This is a genomic window from Trinickia dabaoshanensis (assembly GCF_002879885.1).
Classification (GTDB): Bacteria; Pseudomonadota; Gammaproteobacteria; order Burkholderiales; family Burkholderiaceae; genus Trinickia; species Trinickia dabaoshanensis.
Genome location: NZ_PNYA01000010.1, coordinates 208,352 through 225,244 on the forward strand (window position 1 = coordinate 208,352; position 16,893 = coordinate 225,244).

General features: G+C 61.2%; 18 protein-coding genes. 9 read left to right on the plus strand and 9 right to left on the minus strand.

What is annotated here, in order from left to right; genetic code table 11:
- Window positions 1–79: 79 nt before the first annotated feature.
- Window positions 80–349, minus strand: coding sequence for a translation initiation factor IF-1 (gene infA, locus C0Z18_RS13320; protein ID WP_102645869.1), 270 nt, complete (start codon window positions 347–349; stop codon window positions 80–82).
- Window positions 350–478: 129 nt separating this feature from the next.
- Window positions 479–682 carry a cold-shock protein gene (locus C0Z18_RS13325; RefSeq protein ID WP_102645870.1) on the minus strand — a complete coding sequence of 68 codons (204 nt, stop codon included), beginning with the start codon at window positions 680–682 and terminating at the stop codon, window positions 479–481.
- Window positions 683–1,160: 478 nt separating this feature from the next.
- Between C0Z18_RS13325 and C0Z18_RS13330 the strand changes: the two genes are divergently transcribed.
- Window positions 1,161–1,436: a hypothetical protein gene (locus C0Z18_RS13330; RefSeq protein ID WP_102645913.1), complete on the plus strand. Its 276-nt coding sequence runs from the start codon at window positions 1,161–1,163 to the stop codon at window positions 1,434–1,436.
- 28 nt (window positions 1,437–1,464) lie between these two features.
- On the opposite strand, the gene C0Z18_RS13335 is transcribed toward C0Z18_RS13330, so the two are convergent.
- On the minus strand, window positions 1,465–2,709 hold the full coding sequence (locus C0Z18_RS13335) for a metal-dependent hydrolase family protein (protein WP_102645871.1): 1,245 nt from the start codon (window positions 2,707–2,709) through the stop codon (window positions 1,465–1,467).
- Window positions 2,710–2,916: 207 nt separating this feature from the next.
- Between C0Z18_RS13335 and C0Z18_RS13340 the strand changes: the two genes are divergently transcribed.
- From C0Z18_RS13340 to arsN2, 4 genes are all read left to right on the plus strand, one after another.
- Window positions 2,917–3,258, plus strand: coding sequence for an ArsR/SmtB family transcription factor (locus C0Z18_RS13340; RefSeq protein WP_102645872.1), 342 nt, complete (start codon window positions 2,917–2,919; stop codon window positions 3,256–3,258).
- 70 nt (window positions 3,259–3,328) lie between these two features.
- Window positions 3,329–3,736, plus strand: coding sequence for an arsenate reductase ArsC (locus C0Z18_RS13345; protein WP_102645873.1), 408 nt, complete (start codon window positions 3,329–3,331; stop codon window positions 3,734–3,736).
- 10 nt (window positions 3,737–3,746) lie between these two features.
- On the plus strand, window positions 3,747–4,817 hold the full coding sequence (gene arsB, locus C0Z18_RS13350; RefSeq protein WP_102645874.1) for an ACR3 family arsenite efflux transporter: 1,071 nt from the start codon (window positions 3,747–3,749) through the stop codon (window positions 4,815–4,817).
- Between the two features lie 16 nt (window positions 4,818–4,833).
- Window positions 4,834–5,280, plus strand: coding sequence for an arsenic resistance N-acetyltransferase ArsN2 (gene arsN2 / locus C0Z18_RS13355; protein ID WP_102645875.1), 447 nt, complete (start codon window positions 4,834–4,836; stop codon window positions 5,278–5,280).
- Window positions 5,281–5,319: 39 nt separating this feature from the next.
- Here the strand turns inward: arsN2 and C0Z18_RS13360 are convergent, their stop codons facing one another.
- A complete protein-coding gene (locus C0Z18_RS13360; protein ID WP_102645876.1) occupies window positions 5,320–6,249 on the minus strand; it encodes a LysR family transcriptional regulator in 930 nt (309 codons plus the stop codon).
- A gap of 130 nt (window positions 6,250–6,379) precedes the next feature.
- Between C0Z18_RS13360 and C0Z18_RS13365 the strand changes: the two genes are divergently transcribed.
- Window positions 6,380–7,153, plus strand: a complete 774-nt coding sequence (locus tag C0Z18_RS13365) for an SDR family NAD(P)-dependent oxidoreductase (RefSeq protein WP_102645877.1) — start codon at window positions 6,380–6,382, stop codon at window positions 7,151–7,153.
- Between the two features lie 13 nt (window positions 7,154–7,166).
- Window positions 7,167–8,153, plus strand: a complete 987-nt coding sequence (locus tag C0Z18_RS13370) for an aldo/keto reductase (protein WP_102645878.1) — start codon at window positions 7,167–7,169, stop codon at window positions 8,151–8,153.
- Window positions 8,154–8,172: 19 nt separating this feature from the next.
- On the opposite strand, the gene C0Z18_RS13375 is transcribed toward C0Z18_RS13370, so the two are convergent.
- From C0Z18_RS13375 to C0Z18_RS13390, 4 genes are read right to left on the minus strand one after another with little or no spacing between them, the layout of a single operon-like run.
- Entirely contained in the window at window positions 8,173–8,814 is a 642-nt protein-coding gene (locus C0Z18_RS13375) for a response regulator (protein ID WP_102645879.1), read from the minus strand.
- A complete protein-coding gene (locus tag C0Z18_RS13380; protein ID WP_102645880.1) occupies window positions 8,804–10,282 on the minus strand; it encodes a hybrid sensor histidine kinase/response regulator in 1,479 nt (492 codons plus the stop codon). The genes C0Z18_RS13375 and C0Z18_RS13380 overlap by 11 nt, the downstream gene beginning before the upstream one ends.
- Before the next feature lie 38 nt (window positions 10,283–10,320).
- Window positions 10,321–10,734 (minus strand): response regulator, encoded by a 414-nt coding sequence (locus C0Z18_RS13385; protein WP_102645881.1) that lies wholly within the window; start codon window positions 10,732–10,734, stop codon window positions 10,321–10,323.
- On the minus strand, window positions 10,731–11,873 hold the full coding sequence (locus C0Z18_RS13390; RefSeq protein WP_102645882.1) for a sensor histidine kinase: 1,143 nt from the start codon (window positions 11,871–11,873) through the stop codon (window positions 10,731–10,733). The genes C0Z18_RS13385 and C0Z18_RS13390 overlap by 4 nt, the downstream gene beginning before the upstream one ends.
- Before the next feature lie 495 nt (window positions 11,874–12,368).
- Between C0Z18_RS13390 and C0Z18_RS13395 the strand changes: the two genes are divergently transcribed.
- Together C0Z18_RS13395 and C0Z18_RS13400 are read left to right on the plus strand one after the other, a co-directional pair.
- Window positions 12,369–13,424: an oxygen-independent coproporphyrinogen III oxidase gene (locus C0Z18_RS13395; protein ID WP_158244237.1), complete on the plus strand. Its 1,056-nt coding sequence runs from the start codon at window positions 12,369–12,371 to the stop codon at window positions 13,422–13,424.
- A 213-nt stretch (window positions 13,425–13,637) separates the two neighbouring features.
- Entirely contained in the window at window positions 13,638–14,516 is an 879-nt protein-coding gene (locus C0Z18_RS13400; RefSeq protein WP_102645884.1) for a helix-turn-helix domain-containing protein, read from the plus strand.
- A gap of 31 nt (window positions 14,517–14,547) precedes the next feature.
- Here the strand turns inward: C0Z18_RS13400 and C0Z18_RS13405 are convergent, their stop codons facing one another.
- Window positions 14,548–16,032: an aminotransferase class V-fold PLP-dependent enzyme gene (locus C0Z18_RS13405; RefSeq protein WP_102645885.1), complete on the minus strand. Its 1,485-nt coding sequence runs from the start codon at window positions 16,030–16,032 to the stop codon at window positions 14,548–14,550.
- Window positions 16,033–16,893: the final 861 nt, after the last annotated feature.

The window sequence follows — 16,893 nt, forward strand, 5'->3', positions numbered from 1 at the left end:
CGCGTAACCGCGATACAAGGCGATGATCCGACTTGGGGTGACGGTTCGTTGCGCACGCAAGGCGCAACGGGCGGCACAGTTAACGCCGGCGAAACTGCTGCGGCCGGGCCGCACCGGAGCCGGCGCGTTCGTCTTTGTGTCGGTAATTGATGCGACCTTTAGTCAGGTCGTAAAGCGATAATTCCAGTCTTACGCGGTCGCCGGCCAGGATGCGGATATGGTTTTTCTTCAGTCGGCCGGCCGCATAGGCGGCGATGATGGTTCCGTTCTCGAGCGTGACGCGGTAGCGGCTGTCGGGCAGCACTTCTTCAACGACGCCGTCTAGTTCAAGCAACTCTTCCTTTGCCAAATTGATATCCCCAGTGTTTGCGGCCGTGCCGTGCCGGAGTGGTAAACCGAGGGCACAGGCTGACGGCCGTGATGTTTCCGGCGCCTCGCGCCGTATGCCGGCGCGTGTGACGGGAAGTGCTTGCAGCGATTAAAGCGGCTTGATGTTCGAAGCCTGCAGACCCTTCGGGCCTTGCTTCGTTTCGAAGCTTACGCGCTGACCTTCCACGAGCGTGCGAAAGCCGTCGGCACGAATTTCGGAGAAGTGGGCGAACAGGTCGTCCTTGCCGTTATCCGGCGAGATGAAACCAAAACCTTTGCTGTCGTTGAACCACTTGACGATACCGGTATCCATGAAGAACCTTTGAATAAAAATAAACGAACGAATGCGCACGCCGTAGGGGCGCGAAAATGAAAATCAAGGAGGGAGAGGGCAACGAATACCGCAGGGTGGCGGTCAATGATGAACAGCAATCACGCTTCTTGAAGACTTCAGCTATGGACCATACGCGTGATTGCCGATGCGGTCAAGATATTTCGCGCGCGTGGTTCGGGACCGGCGTTCCTCGACAGCCCGCGACGGCTTGGAAACGGCGGCGCGCGAAAGACGAATCGTCGAATCGTCCAGCGACTGGAGTATGATGACTCGCACGTCGAGCCGAATCCGCACTCGCCGACGATAGGCCGCTTAAGTCCCCACCATGGTGGACACGGCCTCATCCCGCCGTCGATCGTTCGACTTCCCTCCCTACCCAATCGCTGAGCGCGAACCGCGCGCCGGCAGTCCTCAACATCGATGGCGTCACGATCATGTGATCGCCAAGGAGTCAATCATGAGCATGCACGCCTATCGCGGTTTCGAGTTGTACCCGTTGGTCTATTCTCACGCGCAAAAGAAAGAGGGTTCGGGTCACAACTTCGAGGATGGCTTCGACGCCGCCGTGAGAATTTGTGTCCGCGGCTCCGATGCGACCTTGACCTACAGCAATACCTATAAGCTCGACGAGCGCACGCCGTTCCCCACCGCCGGTGCCGCGCGCCGCGCATCGCTGAAGTTCGGCGAAGAGATCATCGATCAGCACGGCGGCGAAAAATGGACGCCGGCTTAACGGCGCGGCGCCCGCCTCGCAGCCGAGTTCAGCCGCCTGCCTGATTGCGCGTTTTGACGACCTTGCCTCGTTGCAGCACGTATCGTACGTACTTGCCATCGTGCGCGACGACACCGATATCCTCGAGCGGATTGCCGTCCAACACGAGCAGGTCCGCGAGGGCCCCCGTTGCGACCACGCCCAACTGTCCTTGCATGTTGACGATCTCGGCTGCGACGCTCGTCGCCGAGCGCAGCGCCTCCAAGTTGCCGAGCACCTCTGCGCGAATGCCGAATTCGCCGCATTGGAACGCGTGCATCTCGCCGAGCAAGTCGGAGCCGAAGCCCATTTTTACGCCGGCTCTCGCGTAGATCTCCAACGATTCGCGCCCGGCCTGCCGCACCGATCCGACTTTGGCGATCGAATCCGGCAGCATGCCGAATCGCGCGCCGTGCTGCGCGAGCGCGTCGTAAGTGACGAGCGTCGGCACGACGAACGCGCCGCGATCGTGCATGAGGCGAGCGGCCTCTTCGTCGACTAGATTGCCGTGTTCGATCGTGCGCACGCCGCACCGGATGGCGCGAGTGATCGCGCGCCCGGTGTACGCATGGGCCATGACATAGGTGTTGGCCGCATGCGCTTCATCGACGATCGCGCGAATTTCATCTTCCGAATATTGCGTGTTGGCGATCGGATCGGTCGGAGAGGCCACGCCGCCCGATGCCATGATTTTGATTTGCGTCGCCCCTTTCTGAATTTCCTCGCGCACGGCGAGCCGCACGGCGTCGACCCCGTCGGCCACGCGTGCGATCGCACCGGTGCGAAAGCAGCAGGAACACGGTTCGAGCACATCGCTGCGCGGACGGAAGTCGCCATGTCCGCCCGTCTGCGAGAGCGCTTTACCCGAGGGAAAGATACGCGGCCCCGGTATCAGGCCCGTTTCGATCGCATGCATGAGGCTCCAATCGGCCCCGCCCGCATCGCGCACGCTCGTGAAGCCACGCGATAGCATGGCATCCAAAATCGGTAACGCGCGAATGACCGCCAATATGTTCGGCTGCGTGGCGTTCGCGCCAAGGTTGGCGTTCGACGCCAGCACGTGCACGTGGCAATCGATGAATCCCGGCATCACGGTTTTGCCGCGCACGTCGATCCGATGCGCATTCGGCAGATCGACCGGCCGATCCGTGACTTCGACGATCCGCTCGCCCTCGATGACGACATGATGATGTTCGAGCAGCACGCCACGATCGAGATCGAGGACGTTCCCGCCTTCCAGCAAGGTAATGGTCATTGCAAAATCTGAGTCGGTTGAAAATGGGCAGGGCGTCACGCGAACAAGCCGGGATGCATTGCCTCGCAATGGCCGGCAGCGCTCGCGACGCCGAGCGGTGCATGAACCGGTTGCGCGTTATGTATGATAAATGAGTCGATGGCATGCGCTCCGATGATGGGCATCGAGGCGGTTTTCTTTCTTCTTCATTTCGACTATTATCGAAATATGGAAACGAACCAAGTTGTACGCGCATTGAGCGCGCTCGCGCAGGAATCCAGGCTGGCGGTGTTCCGGCTGCTCGTGCAGGCGGGGCCGAGCGGGTTGGCTGCCGGGCAGATCGCCGAACGTTTGGACATCGCCCCCTCGTCGTTGTCGTTTCATTTGAAAGAACTGGCGCATGCCGGCCTCGTCGACGCGTTGCAGAGTGGCCGGTTCATGATTTATTCGGCTAACTACGCGGAAATGGGCGCGCTCCTCACATTCCTCACGGAGAACTGTTGCGGTGGCAATCCATGCGTTCCGGTCAGTGCGTCGAGTTGCAAGAAGCCACGCCAAAAGCAGTCATGAACAATCGGCGGGGCCTTGCGCCTGAACGCCGATAACCTCGATCGACCCTGCTATCAATCGGATTTGAATCATGACCAAGACAGTGCTCGTTCTGTGCACGGGTAACTCATGCCGGTCCCAAATGGGCCAAGTCATTCTCGAACATGAGCTTGCGGGCAGTGTCCGCGCGATTTCGGCCGGCACCGTTCCGCAGCCAAAAGTCGCCGATGGCGCACTTCGAGCGCTGGAGTTAGGCGGTCTTCCCACCGCCGGACTTTATCCGAAGACGATCGATTCGGTGATGGGCGAACCCATCGATCTCGTCGTCAGCGTCTGCGACAACGCGAAGGAAACGTGTCCGATTTTCCCCGGCCCGGTCAAGCGTATTCATATCGCATTTCACGATCCGCACGGCGAGCCGCTGGAAAGTTTTATCGCCGTGCGCGACGATATTCGCGCTCGGTTGGTGCCGGCGGTGCGCGAAGCACTGGATCTGTGAGGGAGCGGCCATGTCCATTCAATGCGAGCAGGCCGGCGAGCTTCGCACTCGAGCCGCGATGAGTGTCTTCGAGCGCTATCTGTCGCTCTGGGTATTCCTCTGTATCGTGGCCGGGATCGCGGCGGGGCAATTCGCACCGGGCGTCTTTCACGGCATCGGCGCGCTCGAGTTCGCTCACGTCAATTTGCCTGTCGGGTTGCTCATCTGGGTGATGATCGTTCCGATGCTGGTCAAGGTCGACCTCGGTGCGCTTCACGAGGTCAAGCAGCATGTTCGCGGGATCGGCGTCACGTTGTTCGTCAATTGGTTGGTCAAACCGTTCTCGATGGCGTTTTTGGCGTGGCTCTTCGTTCGCCATCTATTCGCCTCGATGCTGCCCGCCGATCAGCTCGACAGCTACGTCGCCGGACTCATTTTGCTCGCGGCGGCGCCGTGCACGGCCATGGTCTTCGTCTGGAGCAAGCTTTCGAACGGCGATCCGCTGTTCACGCTGTCGCAGGTCGCGTTGAACGATACGATCATGGTGTTTGCGTTCGCGCCGCTGGTGGCCTTCTTGCTCGGCATCTCGGCGATCACGGTTCCTTGGGAGACGCTCGTTACATCGGTGGCGCTGTACATCGTCATTCCCGTGATACTCGCTCAACTCTGGCGTAAGGTCCTGTTGAACAAGGGCGAAGCAGCGTTCGACGCGGCGATGTCCAAGATCGCTCCGTGGTCGATCGCCGCGCTGCTGGCGACGCTCGTCCTCCTATTCGCGTTCCAGGGCGATGCGATCATCAGGCAGCCGCTCGTTATCGCGCTGCTCGCCGTACCGATCGTCATCCAAGTCTTTTTCAATTCCGCGCTTGCCTACGGGTTGAATCGCGTCCTTGGAGAAAAGCACGACGTCGCATGCCCGTCGGCGTTGATCGGGGCGTCGAACTTCTTCGAGTTGGCCGTTGCGGCCGCGATCAGTTTGTTCGGATTTCAGTCGGGGGCGGCACTGGCCACCGTCGTCGGCGTGCTCATCGAGGTGCCCGTCATGCTGCTGGTGGTGCGCTTGGTCATGCGTTCGCGCGGTTGGTACGAGCGCGGAGCCTAACAACGGGAGGCTCGCAATGATTGGCTACACGATCCGTTCGGCGCAGCCGGGCGATTATGCCGCGATATGCGCGTTGTTGGCCCGCGAGGGTTTGCCTATCGACGACGTGCACGACGACGCTCCTGCCCGCTTCCATGTCGCGTTCGGCGATGACGGTGTACTGCTGGGGTGTGTCGCGATCGAGCGCTACGGGCCCGAGGCATTGCTTCGCTCCCTTGCCGTGTTGCCCGAACTTCGCCGGGGTGGTCTGGGCGCGGCGTTGGTCGCCACTATCGAGCGGCAAGCAGCGGCCTGCCAAGCCGAGCGTGTGTTTCTACTCACGACCACGGCGCGGGCATACTTCGAAGCGCGTGGATATCGCGCGGTCGATCGCAGCGAAGCTTCCAGCGCGGTCCGGGCTTCGACGCAATTCGCTTCTATATGCCCGCAATCGGCCGTCTGTATGATGAAGCGCCTCGAGTAATAGGCGATCGAATGAGCGCCGGTCGAGCCGATCGCGCGCCTACGCTCTCTTCTTCGCGAGTTTGGGCAGCGCGTGCTGTGCCCGAATGATGTTGATGAGCGTAACGAGCGCCGGATGATTGTAGCGGCGGCTGCTGTAGTACATATGGAGCGGATCGTCGACGAACGCATTGCGTTCCAGCACGACGCGTAATTCACCGCGCGCCAGTTCGCTCGCGATCCGCGCCTCGAGTAAATACGCGATGCCCAGTCCCGCCTTGCACGCGGCGATCGTCGTGGCCGTGTCGTTGATGGTCAGCAAGCCCGGTACGCGAACACGGCGTTTCTCGCCCGCGTCGTTGATTTCCCAACGGTAGCTCGAATTGTCGCCCAGCAAGAGCTGCAGGCAGGTATGCGTGGCCAGCTCATCGGGCTCACTTGGCGCACCGTGCCGGTCGAGATAAGCGGGCGAAGCCGCCATGACCCATCGTTGCGCTCTCGTGAGCGGCACGGCAACCATATCTTCCGGCACGTAATGACCATAGCGGATGCCCGCGTCGTAGCCCTCGGCCACGATGTCGATAGGCCGGTTCTCGACGACGACGGTCAGTCGCACTTCAGGGCACTGGCGCGCGAACTCCGCGAGTGCGGGCGCCACGAGCAAGTCGGCCGCATCGGCAAAAACGTTCAGCCGTATTTCGCCAAGCCGGGCCGTGCCGGGCGCGTCGAACGTTTCGAGCGCCGCGCCGATCTGATTGAATCCGTCTTCCAATCGCGCCGCCAAATCGCGGCCTGCCGCCGTCGCGGAAACCGCTCGGCTCGTTCGATTCAAGAGCTTGGCCCCGAGGCGCGCCTCCAGCCGCCGCATGGCATGGCTGACCGCAGAGGGCGTCTGTCCCATTTCGATGGCGGCGAGCTTGAAGCTGCCGCATCGAACGATCGTGAGAAACGACTTGAGGTCTGCGAAATCGATTCGGTCGGTCTTCGCCATAATGAATGTCGTTCAACAAGTCAGTGAATTCCGTTCATTTTAAGTCATGCCATGATTTGCTTCCCGGCCGTCGTGGGCGTGGTGCGAGGCAAGCCGGGCTCATGCTTCGCCCTTTTGCGGAAACAAAGTCATGTCGGGTTTCGAGCAAATACGTATCGGCGATCTTCAGGGCACCAAGGTCCTCGTCACGGGCGGATCGACCGGAATCGGCGCGGCACTCGTGCGTGCGTTCGCAGCGCAAGGTGCGCGTGTGGTCGCCCATTACAACGAAAGCGAAGCGGCCGCTTCGGCATTGCGGGCCGAAGCGCCCGAGCGTATCGAGATCGTGCGCGGCGATATGAGTGAGCCCGGCGTCGCGACGCGTGTCGTGGCGGCCGCCGCCGACTTGCTCGGGGGCCTCGACGGTCTGATCAACAACGCAGGCGGCATGTTGGGGCGCATCAAGTCCACGGAAACGACGGAGGCGCATTTCGATCGCGTCGTCAATCTCAATGCCCGTTCCGTGTGGGAGGCGACCGCAGCCGCTCATCCGTTTCTTAGGACGTCGCGCGGATACGTCATCAACACCACGTCCATCGCCGCCCGTAACGGCGGCGGCACGGGGGCGGTGCTCTACGCGGCGACGAAGAGCTTCGTGAGCAGCGTCACGCGCGGCCAAGCCAAGGAATTCGTACAGGACGGCATTCGCGTGAATGCGGTGTCGCCCGGACTGATTCAAACGCCGTTCCACGATCGTTACACGCCGCCGGAAGTCATGGCGGTGCAAACGGCCTCGGTGCCGATGGGCAGAGCGGGGCTCCCCGAGGAGTGTGTCGGCGCGTTCTTATTTTTGGCTTCGCCCACGCTGTCCGGCTACATCACCGGGCAGATCATCGAAGTGAACGGCGGACAACTGATGCCATGACAGAGGAAAGCAAATGAAACAGCGGCCATTTGGGCAAACAGGAAAGGCGGTCTCCGAGATCGGTTTCGGTGCATGGGCGATCGGCGGATCGTGGGGCGACGTGTCGGAAAGCGATGCGAAGGCCGCGTTGCATGCGGCGCTCGATAGCGGCACTACCTTTATCGATACGGCCGATGTCTACGGCGACGGACGGTCGGAACGGATCATCGCGGCGGTGCTCAAGGAGCGCGGCGGCCCGCGCCCGTTCGTTGCGACGAAGGCGGGCCGGCGGCTCGATCCGCATTCGGCGGCGGGATACAACGCGGCGAACCTCAATGCGTTCGTCGAGCGCTCATTGGTCAACTTGGAGACCGATTGCCTGGATCTCGTTCAATTGCACTGTCCGCCGACCGAGGTCTACTACCGTCCCGACGTTTTCGAGGCGATGGATGCCATGGTGGCGGCGGGCAAGATCCGCGGCTACGGCGTGTCGGTGGAAAAGGTCGAGGAGGGGTTGAAGGCGATCGAATACCCGGGCGTCGAATCGGTTCAGATCATCTACAACATCTTCAGGCAGCGGCCCGCCGATCTATTCATGCGAGAGGCGAAAGCGAGAGGGATTGCCGTGATCGTGCGCGTGCCGCTCGCATCGGGTCTGCTCACGGGCAAGATGAAAGCCGATACGACGTTTGCCGCCGACGATCATCGCTTGTTCAATCGCGAAGGCCAGGCGTTCGACAAAGGCGAGACGTTCGCTGGCGTGCCTTACGACGTGGCGCTCGACGCGGTCGAGGAGATTCGTCCCCTGGTGCCGCCGGGGATGTCGATGTCGCAGTTCGCCTTGCGTTGGATTTTGATGAACGACGCGGTGACCACGGTCATTCCAGGGGCCAAGAATCGCGAACAAGCCGAGGCGAACAATGCCGCCAGCGACTTGCCGCCGTTGAGCGATTCCGCGATGAAAGCGTTACGCGCACTGTATTTGGACAAGATCGCGCCGTTCGTCCATCACTACTGGTAGCCGCTCCGTGTAAAAGCCTTTAGCTCAGCAAGCCGTTTTCGAGCGCATAGCGGGTCAATTCGGCGTTGCTGCCGAGGCCCATTTTGTCGAGAATCCGCGACCGGTAGGTGGTAACCGTCTTCGGGCTCAGATGCAATCGTTCGCCGATATTGACGAGGCTTTCACCGCGCGCGAGCAGCTTCAAGACTTCGAGTTCGCGATCGGACAAAACCTCGTGCGTGGATGCCGATTTGCCGCTCATCACGCTGGCGAATCGCTCCGCCAGCGACGGGCTGACATACTTGCCGCCCTTCGATGCCTTGCGCACGGCTTCGATCAGCGTGGCCGCGGAACTGTCTTTCGTCAGATAGCCCGCGGCGCCGAGCTTGAGCGCTCGCATCGCGTAGATGTCCTCGGCATAGGTACTGAGGATCAGTACGGCGAGCTCCGGGTGGCTGGCTTGCATGCTTTTCAACAAGTCGAGCCCGTTCTTGCCGGGCAACGCGATATCGACCAAGGCCACGTCGAACCGCTGCGCTTCGATCGCGCGCGTGGCCTCGATGGCGGACGCGGCCTCGGCGGCCACCTCGATATCGGCCGCCGAACTCAACATGAGCCGCACGCCGTTGCGGACGATGGTGTGGTCGTCGACTAGCAGGACTTTAATCGTCTCAGTGGCCATCTGTATCCTCGATCGGAATGCGCAGTTCGACGGTGGTGCCGTCCCCGGGGCGGCCGGAAATGGTCAAGCTACCGCCGAAGTGCCGCGCTCGTTCGTGCATCCCGAAGATGCCCCATGACTGACCGCTGACCGGGTCCTTGCGCGCGATGCCCTTGCCGTTGTCCTTGACCTCGATGACGATTTCTCCGTTCCGGGCCTGCGCCCGGATGCTGACATGCGATGCGTTCGCATGGCGCACGGTATTGGTCAGCGCCTCCTGCACGACTCGAAACAGCATCGTGCTCAGTTCGGCGTCGATCGAGCGCGCCGATAGCGCGCTATCGATCGAGCAGTCGCACATGAGATCCGATCGCGTTTGAATCTGGTTGGCATACCACTTCATGGCTTCCCACACGCCCAACTGATCCAAGACGCTCGGCCTCAAATCGGTAATGACTCGCCGCACGGCCCCGATCGCGTCATCGGCGAGGCGCGTCGCATCCACGAGCAGCGGGTCCGCCGTACCGCCCGCTTGAAGGGTCCGCTCGACCGATACGGACACATAGGCCTTGATGCCCGTCAGCAGGCTTCCGAGCTCGTCGTGGATCTCTTGAGCGATGCGTTTGCGCTCGTTCTCCTTGATCCGCTCTTGGTGCGCGGCCAGCGACCGCAGTTCGGCTTGCGACCGCTGCAACGTTTGCTCGGCGAGCTTGCTATGCGTCACGTCGAGCAAGATGCCTTGGATCGGCGGGCGAGCCGAGCCGTCGTGGATGACTTGCGCTTCGTCGCGAAACCAAAAGATCTTACCGTCCTTGGCCGTCATGCGATATTCGATGCTCAGCGGCTCGCGGTTCGCGCGACTCGCCGTCACCGCTTCGATGACCCGGTCGCGATCTTCGGGGTGAACATGCATCTCATGGAACGACGGACCCGATAGCCACTCCTCGGCCGTAAAGCCGAGCATGGCGATCTGCGGACTCACGTATTCGAGCCGGTTTTGCGCGGTCGACCAGATATAGGTGATGGCTTGGATCTGTTCGACCAGTGTTCGAAACCGCGCTTCCGCCGCGCGCTTCGCTTCGAGCAATCGCTGGGCGCCCAGCATGCGCTCGATCGCGGCCGATATCTGCCCGAGGTAATTGCGATCGGCATCCTTGGTCAGATAATCGCGGGCGCCGCGGCGCATCAATTCCACGGCCAATGCCGCGCTGCTCCCGCCGGTCAGCACCATGACCGGAACGGACACTTCTCCGTTCTCTTGTGCGAGCGCCTCGAGAAACTCGAGACCGGTTTGATCGGGCAGGTGATAGTCGAGCAAGATGCAATCGGGCCGCTGCTGGGCGGCGAGCTGCAAGCCCTGTTCGCCCGTGTCGGCCTCGATGAATACATACTGGCGCTCGCTATCCGCCGCGAGCGCCCGCTTGCTCGCGATTCGATCGACGAGATCGTCCTCGACGAGCAGGATACGGATTTCGCGTGGTGCAGACATATCGCTCCGGCAATCGGCATGACGACGGCACAATGCCGTCAGGGAAGCTCGCTCAGCGACCAGTAGACGTCGATCGAGCGCATGACATCGACGAATTGACGATAGTCGACCGGCTTGGCCATATAACCGGCCACGCTGAAATTGAAACTGTCGACCTTGTCCTCTTGCTCCTTCGAGGTCGTCAGCACGACCACCGGGATTCGCTTCAAATGCTCGTCGTTCTTGATCACCTCGAGGAATTCGATGCCGCTCATGACCGGCATATTCAAATCCAGCAAGATGATGCAGGGCATCGCGTTTTGCGGGTCGCGCAGATAGGCGATCGCGTTCTCGCCGTTTTCTTGGCGTACGACCGGATTCGTGACGTGGATTTCCTTGAGCGCACGCCGGATCGTCATGACGTCGACGTCGTCGTCCTCCACGACTAGGATGGGCTTGTTCGGAATCCTCATGCGTTGTTCTCCGTCGATGGGGCAAGCATTTGCCGCGGTAGAGTGAAATGAAAAGTACTGCCTGAGCCCACCTCTGATTCGAGCCAGGCCTGGCCGCCGTACATCTCGACTATTTTCTTGACCAAGGCCAAGCCGACCCCCGTGCTTTCGAACTGATCGCGCGGCGTCAGTGTTTGAAAGAGTTGGAAAATTCTTTCGAAGTGCCGTTTCTCGATGCCGGGGCCGTTATCGGAGACGGAAAACCGCAGGGCATCGTCCTGCTCGGCGCATTCGACACGAATACGACCGGCCGGTTTATCCATGTATTTGATCGAATTCGACAACAGATTTTGAAAGACCTGTTGAATCCGCGTCTTGTCCGCGAACAACGCGGGGAGGTGCCCCGCCACCTCGATCTCGATGTGCGGCGGCGGCGCCAAGAGATCGATGACCTCGCGCAGCAAGACGTTCAAATCCACGCGCGTCGATGTTTCCTTGATCCGGCCGGCGCGAGAGTATTCGAGAATGCCGTCGATAAGGGCGCTCATGCGATGCACGCGGCCGATCAACAGCCGCATGTGCTCTTTACCTTCCTCGTCGAATTTGTCGGCATAGTCCTGCGACAGCCAATCCGCCAGCGAACCGATTCCGCGCAGGGGGGCCTTCAGATCGTGCGATACGACGTAGGCAAAGTTGGTCAACTCCTCGTTCGCGGCGCTGATTTCCTGCATCAGCGCGCGCAAACGGGCTTCGCTGTCGCGCAGCGCCTGCTCCGCTTTCTTGCGCAGCGTGACGTCGTGGATCGTCGCCATGACGAGCTTGAGCCCACGGTCGGTTTCCAAGGGCGATAAGCTCACCTCGATGGGAATCTCGGTGCCGTCCTTACGTTGCCCGCGCAACTCCATGCCCACGCCCATTGGACGCGCTCTCAATTGCGAGAAGTAATCCACGCGCTCATGAACGTGCGCCGCGCGGAATCGCTCGGGCATCAGAATCTCGAGTGCCTGCCCGATCATCTCTTGGTTCGAATAGCCGAATAGGCGTTCCGCGGGTGGATTGGCGAGCGCGATTCGACCGTCTCGATCGACGATGATCAAAGCGTCTGCTGCCGAACTCAGCAGCCAGTCGAGTGTTTGGCCTTCGAGGATGTGGTTTTGCATAGGTGCGTAAGTCAGTGGTGGGCTTGCGCGCCGTCCGGCGCGCGCATCGGATTCGCCGCTTATCGCGGAGCCGATTCGGTGCGAGATACCCGACCGACGTAATTGAGGGATTTTAACAGTGCGCAAGGTTTTTTCGATGCATCTGCGCGCTTAGGGGCGTCGTTTCGAGGTGAAAGGCGGCCGGCGGCGGGCGGGCGAGGGGAGTGCTTGACGCAGGTCATGTCTGCGGGCGCGCGGTCAGTGGAAGATATGCGCTCCAGTGTCACTACGATCCGGCCGCGCGTCATGCACGCCATGCACTTTAGTTATCCCGGGCCAGAATGGTTTGTGCAGGCCCTTGGTGCGTCCTACGTCGAGTCGTGGATCAGGGCTAGCCGTCAACCGCATTGGTTCCGCCCATCGACGTTGGCCGTTTTTGCGCCCCTCCCCCGGAGGAAGGGCGAGGGCGACGCATCGGGCAACGACGACGTTCGCGCGAATCTGTTGCGGCAAGAAATGTCGCTCTTCGCGCGAAAGCACGGCACCCGCGCCGGCTTGGCGCAGGTGTATTGGTCCGTTGGCGTAACGGCCTTGCCCGAGTCCGCGTTGGCGCGTGTCCACGCGAGCATGATCGACTCGTACGACGTTCAGGAAAACGCCGAGTTCATCGCGCATGTCGCGATGGATTCCCGTCCGCCCGAGCAGCTCTCGACATTGCGCGCGCTGGGCGTCACGACTTTGCGTGCGAGTATCGCCGCGACGCGGACGGCCAACACGGCATCGATCGAGCGATTTTTCGACGAGGCGCGCGAAGCGGGGTTTCGCTGCGTCGCAGTCGATTTACCCATCGCGGTACCCACCGTGCCGATGCGGACGGTGCGGGAATGGGCGGCGGTCCTTTCCACATACCGGCCCAGCCGCATTTTTCTCGCTCGCCCGGGCTCGGATCATCTTGCCCGCAGATTGGGCGTGCGGTGGGAGGACACGGGTCTCGTGCGGCGCGCCTGGCAAGAAGCGTATGCGACGTTCATCGGAGCGGGCTACGAATATGTTGCTCACGACGTGTTCGCCCGGCGCTCCGATGCGTTCGCCGAGGCCAAGCGGCTGGCGACGCTCGTGCCCGGCCCATACGGCTATTGCACGCGCGTTTCGCATACGTCGATCGCGATCGGCCCGGGTGCGATCGGTAACGTGGGTCCTATGCAATATCAGAACTACCGCGATCAGAAAACCTACGCCGCGATGTTGCAGGCGGAAAGACTGCCGATCGAGCGCGGGTTTCTTGCCACGGCCGACGACTTGGTGCGCCGCGCGATCATGGCGGCGCTGCTGACGAACTTCTCGGTGGATATCGAAGCGATCGAGCAATGCTACGGCATCGATTTCCCGGTGGCGTTTCGCCGGGAGTTGGCCGCGCTCGACGCGTTGCGGCGGGAAGGGGCGGTCGAGATCGGGGAAACGCAGCTCCAGGTTACCTCGATCGGCCGCGTCGCATGCGATCGTATTGCCGACGTTTTCGATCGCTACATCCGACGCGTGGAACAAGCCCGGCCCGAGCGCGATGGATTGTGAGCCCGCGCGTGCAGAGCGAGCATCTCCGTTCGAATCCCGCGGAACGACCGTCCGCAGGGCGTGTCCTGTAGGGGATCCCCTACGAAATGCGACATGGATCGCCGATAGTCGCGGCGCGACCCGTGCCCGACAATTCGTCCTAACGGTGGTAGACGACGTACCGACGTACGAAAGTGTTCCGCCGATCGATCCACGTCCCCTGGGAGCACGGACATGCACAGCACGACACTCGCGGAAATCGAACTCGGCGCGCCGCGCGCGGCAATGAGCCTACCGCACCGTGCGGCGGGCCGGTTGGCAACCCAAGGGGCACGCGCGGCGGCCGAAGCGCCCATCGCATGGCATGCGCAATTGCCTGAATCCACGCCGAACGCGGCGCGGGCAGCGGAGCGCAACGACTGCGAGCATTGCAGTTCGCGTAAATTTTGTATGCCCGAGGGCTTCGACACGAAGAAGGCCGGAGCGCAAAACGGCGTTTTCGGTAACACCCGCAAGGTCAAACAAGGCGAAGCGATCTTCCGGGCCGGCGAGCCGTTCAAAAATCTCTATGTCGCTAAAGTCGGTTCATGCAAGACGGTCGCGATCGATAACGACGGCCGCGAGCAGATTATCGGCTTTCCGATCGCGGGCGAATTCATCGGCTTGGATGGCATCGGTACCGGCGTACATGCGTTCGACGCCGTTGCGCTCGAAGATGGCGTCGTCTGTGCGCTTCCGTTCAATGCGCTGACCGAGATGAGCGAGCACGATTTCAGCTTGAGAAGCCACCTGCATAAGCTGATGAGCCGGGAGCTCGTCCGCGAATCGGCGCTGCTGATGCTGATGGGGCGGATGACGGCGCTCGAGCGGTTGGTCTCGTTTCTGCTCAACATCTCCAAGCGGTATGCGCAGCGCGGGTATTCGTCGCATGATTTCAATCTGCGGATGACGCGCGACGAGATTGGGTGCCACTTGGGTTTGACGCTTGAAACGGTGAGCCGCAGCCTGTCCAAGCTGAGCTCGCTCGGGCTCGTTAAGTGCGCCGGCAAGCAAGTGTCCATCATCGATATGGCGGGGCTCGAAGAGGTCAGCGGGCATTACATTCCGCACTGACCCGCCCGGCGCCGCGCTGCTCTTTTCGAAACTACGTCCGGGCCGTGCTCCGGGTCGTTAGACGATTCCAAAGCATGCCTGCCCGGCTTCCGCTTCGGCAATAGGCAAGTATGGGCTTGGGCAATGCATCGACCAACGCGCCGAAGGCATCGACCTGCGCATCGTCGATGCTGCCGGCTTCGATCGGTAGATAGCGCGCTTCGATGCCCAATTCACGTGCGGCCGCGGCGATTTGTTCGAAAAACGGCTGGTCGGGGCCCTCGCCATCGGGGCGATTGCAGATCACGGACCGGAAGCCCGCATGGCGAATTGCCTTGAGATCGGCAGGCGCGATTTGCGGTGAAGTGGCGAATCCGCTTGAAGCGGTCGCGCGGCATTGCTCGATGGCGCGACGCAGACACGACACCGCGAAGTCGATGTCGCGCTCCGTCGTATAGCGGCCCAAGCTCACGCGCACGGTTCGGGCGGCTGCATCCGCATCGAGGCCGATTGCCGTCAGTACATGCGACGGCGTGCCGGCGTTCGAGTTGCAGGCCGATGTGGAGGACACGGCGAGCGCATCGCCGAGCATTGCCGGATAGAAGCCGGGCACATCGACGGTCAAGCTCAACGTATGAGGGATGCGCTTCGCAAGGCCAGCGTTTTCGGTGACATTTCCGAGTGCCAGGACGGACTCTTTCAAGCGCGCATTAAGCGTGGCGATCCTGGCGGTGTCGGTCTCGAGTTGGGATGCCGCCAATTCGCACGCGGTACCCATGCCGACGATCTGATGCGTTGCGAGCGTACCCGAACGCAATCCGCGCTCGTGTCCTCCGCCATGCATTTGAGGAGCGATGCGTTGGGCGACGTCGCGGCGGATAAAGAGCGCACCGATACCTTTTGGCCCATAGACCTTGTGCGCGGACATCGAGAGCAGGTCGATTCCGAGGGCGCGGACATCGATGGCGGTCTTGCCGAGCGCTTGGGCCGCATCGACATGCAAGAGGGCGCCCGCGGCATGCACGATCCGAGCGATCGCAGCGATGTCGGTCAGCGTGCCGAGTTCGTTGTTCACGAGCATCAGCGATACGAGCCCCGTGTCCGCACGCAGGGCGGCGGTGACGGCTTCTGCCGTGATTTCGCCGTTCGATGACGGCGATAGATAGGTGACCGCAAACCCTCGCTGAGAGAGGCTCGCCATGGTATCGAGAACGGCCTTGTGCTCGAGCCGGCTCGTGATCAAGTGGCGCTTATCGGTGGCCGCGTCGGCGTAGCCTTTGAGCGCGAGGTTGTTCGATTCGGTGGCGCCCGACGTCCAAATGATTTCATCCGCGTCGGCGCCGATCAGCGTGGCCACCTGGGCTCGCGCTTGTTCGACCTTTTTGCGCGCCAGTGTTCCGGCTGCGTGTGAGGTCGACGCGGGATTGCCAAATACACCATCGACACCCAGGCACGCGCACATCGCTTCGATCACGCGCGGATCGGCCGGCGTCGTGGCCGCGTAGTCGAGGTAATGCAACGGTTCGTTCACGCTCATGCTGATTCTCTTGCCAGTCTATAAGCGGACATGATATGGCGAGCGTGCTGGAAAATGGATCCAAAATTTATCGAGAATTCGAATATCGATAGAAGAATTTTCTCTTTGAGCGGGGTGCGAGATTTTGCGTCTGGTTCCTGTGTTGGGGCGAACCGATGGGCTTCGTCTGCGCGTGCGGGGCATGCGCGCGGCCGTGCCGCCACGGTGATCACCTCGCGAGCGGGCGCTACGAACCGTTGTCATCCACGGATCCCGATGGAGTCGCGACCAACTATGCGTATGACAATCGCGGGCGAATCACGTCTATCACGGTGAACCCCGGCGTGAGTCAGTCGGTGACAGGTTTTGCCTACGATTTAGCCGGTAACCTAGCGATCATTACCTTCCCCGACGGTTCTTCGTTGACCTACGCCTACGACGCGGCGCATAGTTAAAAGTCTTGTGAGACTTGGTGGAAGACGACCGGGCGGCACTCTGGCGCCTATCGACTGTGTATGGACCGCGCTCGAGAGAACTACATCAGATGCTATCAGGACTGCAAAAGGGCCGGCGGCGAATGAGGAGCGTTATGACGATTGATGCTATAACACGCGAACTAGTCGGCGATTGCTTGAGCCGGATTCGTGCGGCAGATGCTAGCGCCGCATTTGATCTTGCGTCGGTTTTTATGTCTCATGTTGACTCGAAGGATGTTGACATGAATTTGGCGGTCATAGAAGCCTTAGCGACACTAGCAGGCTGTTGAAATACCTCCCGCAGACGTCATCCGAGCGGGAGGGGTAAACGTTGAAAGAAGGAATCGACCAACACTGAGAGCGAAACGATGCGCGGAGCGGACGGCTACACCGAGACGATGTTCAC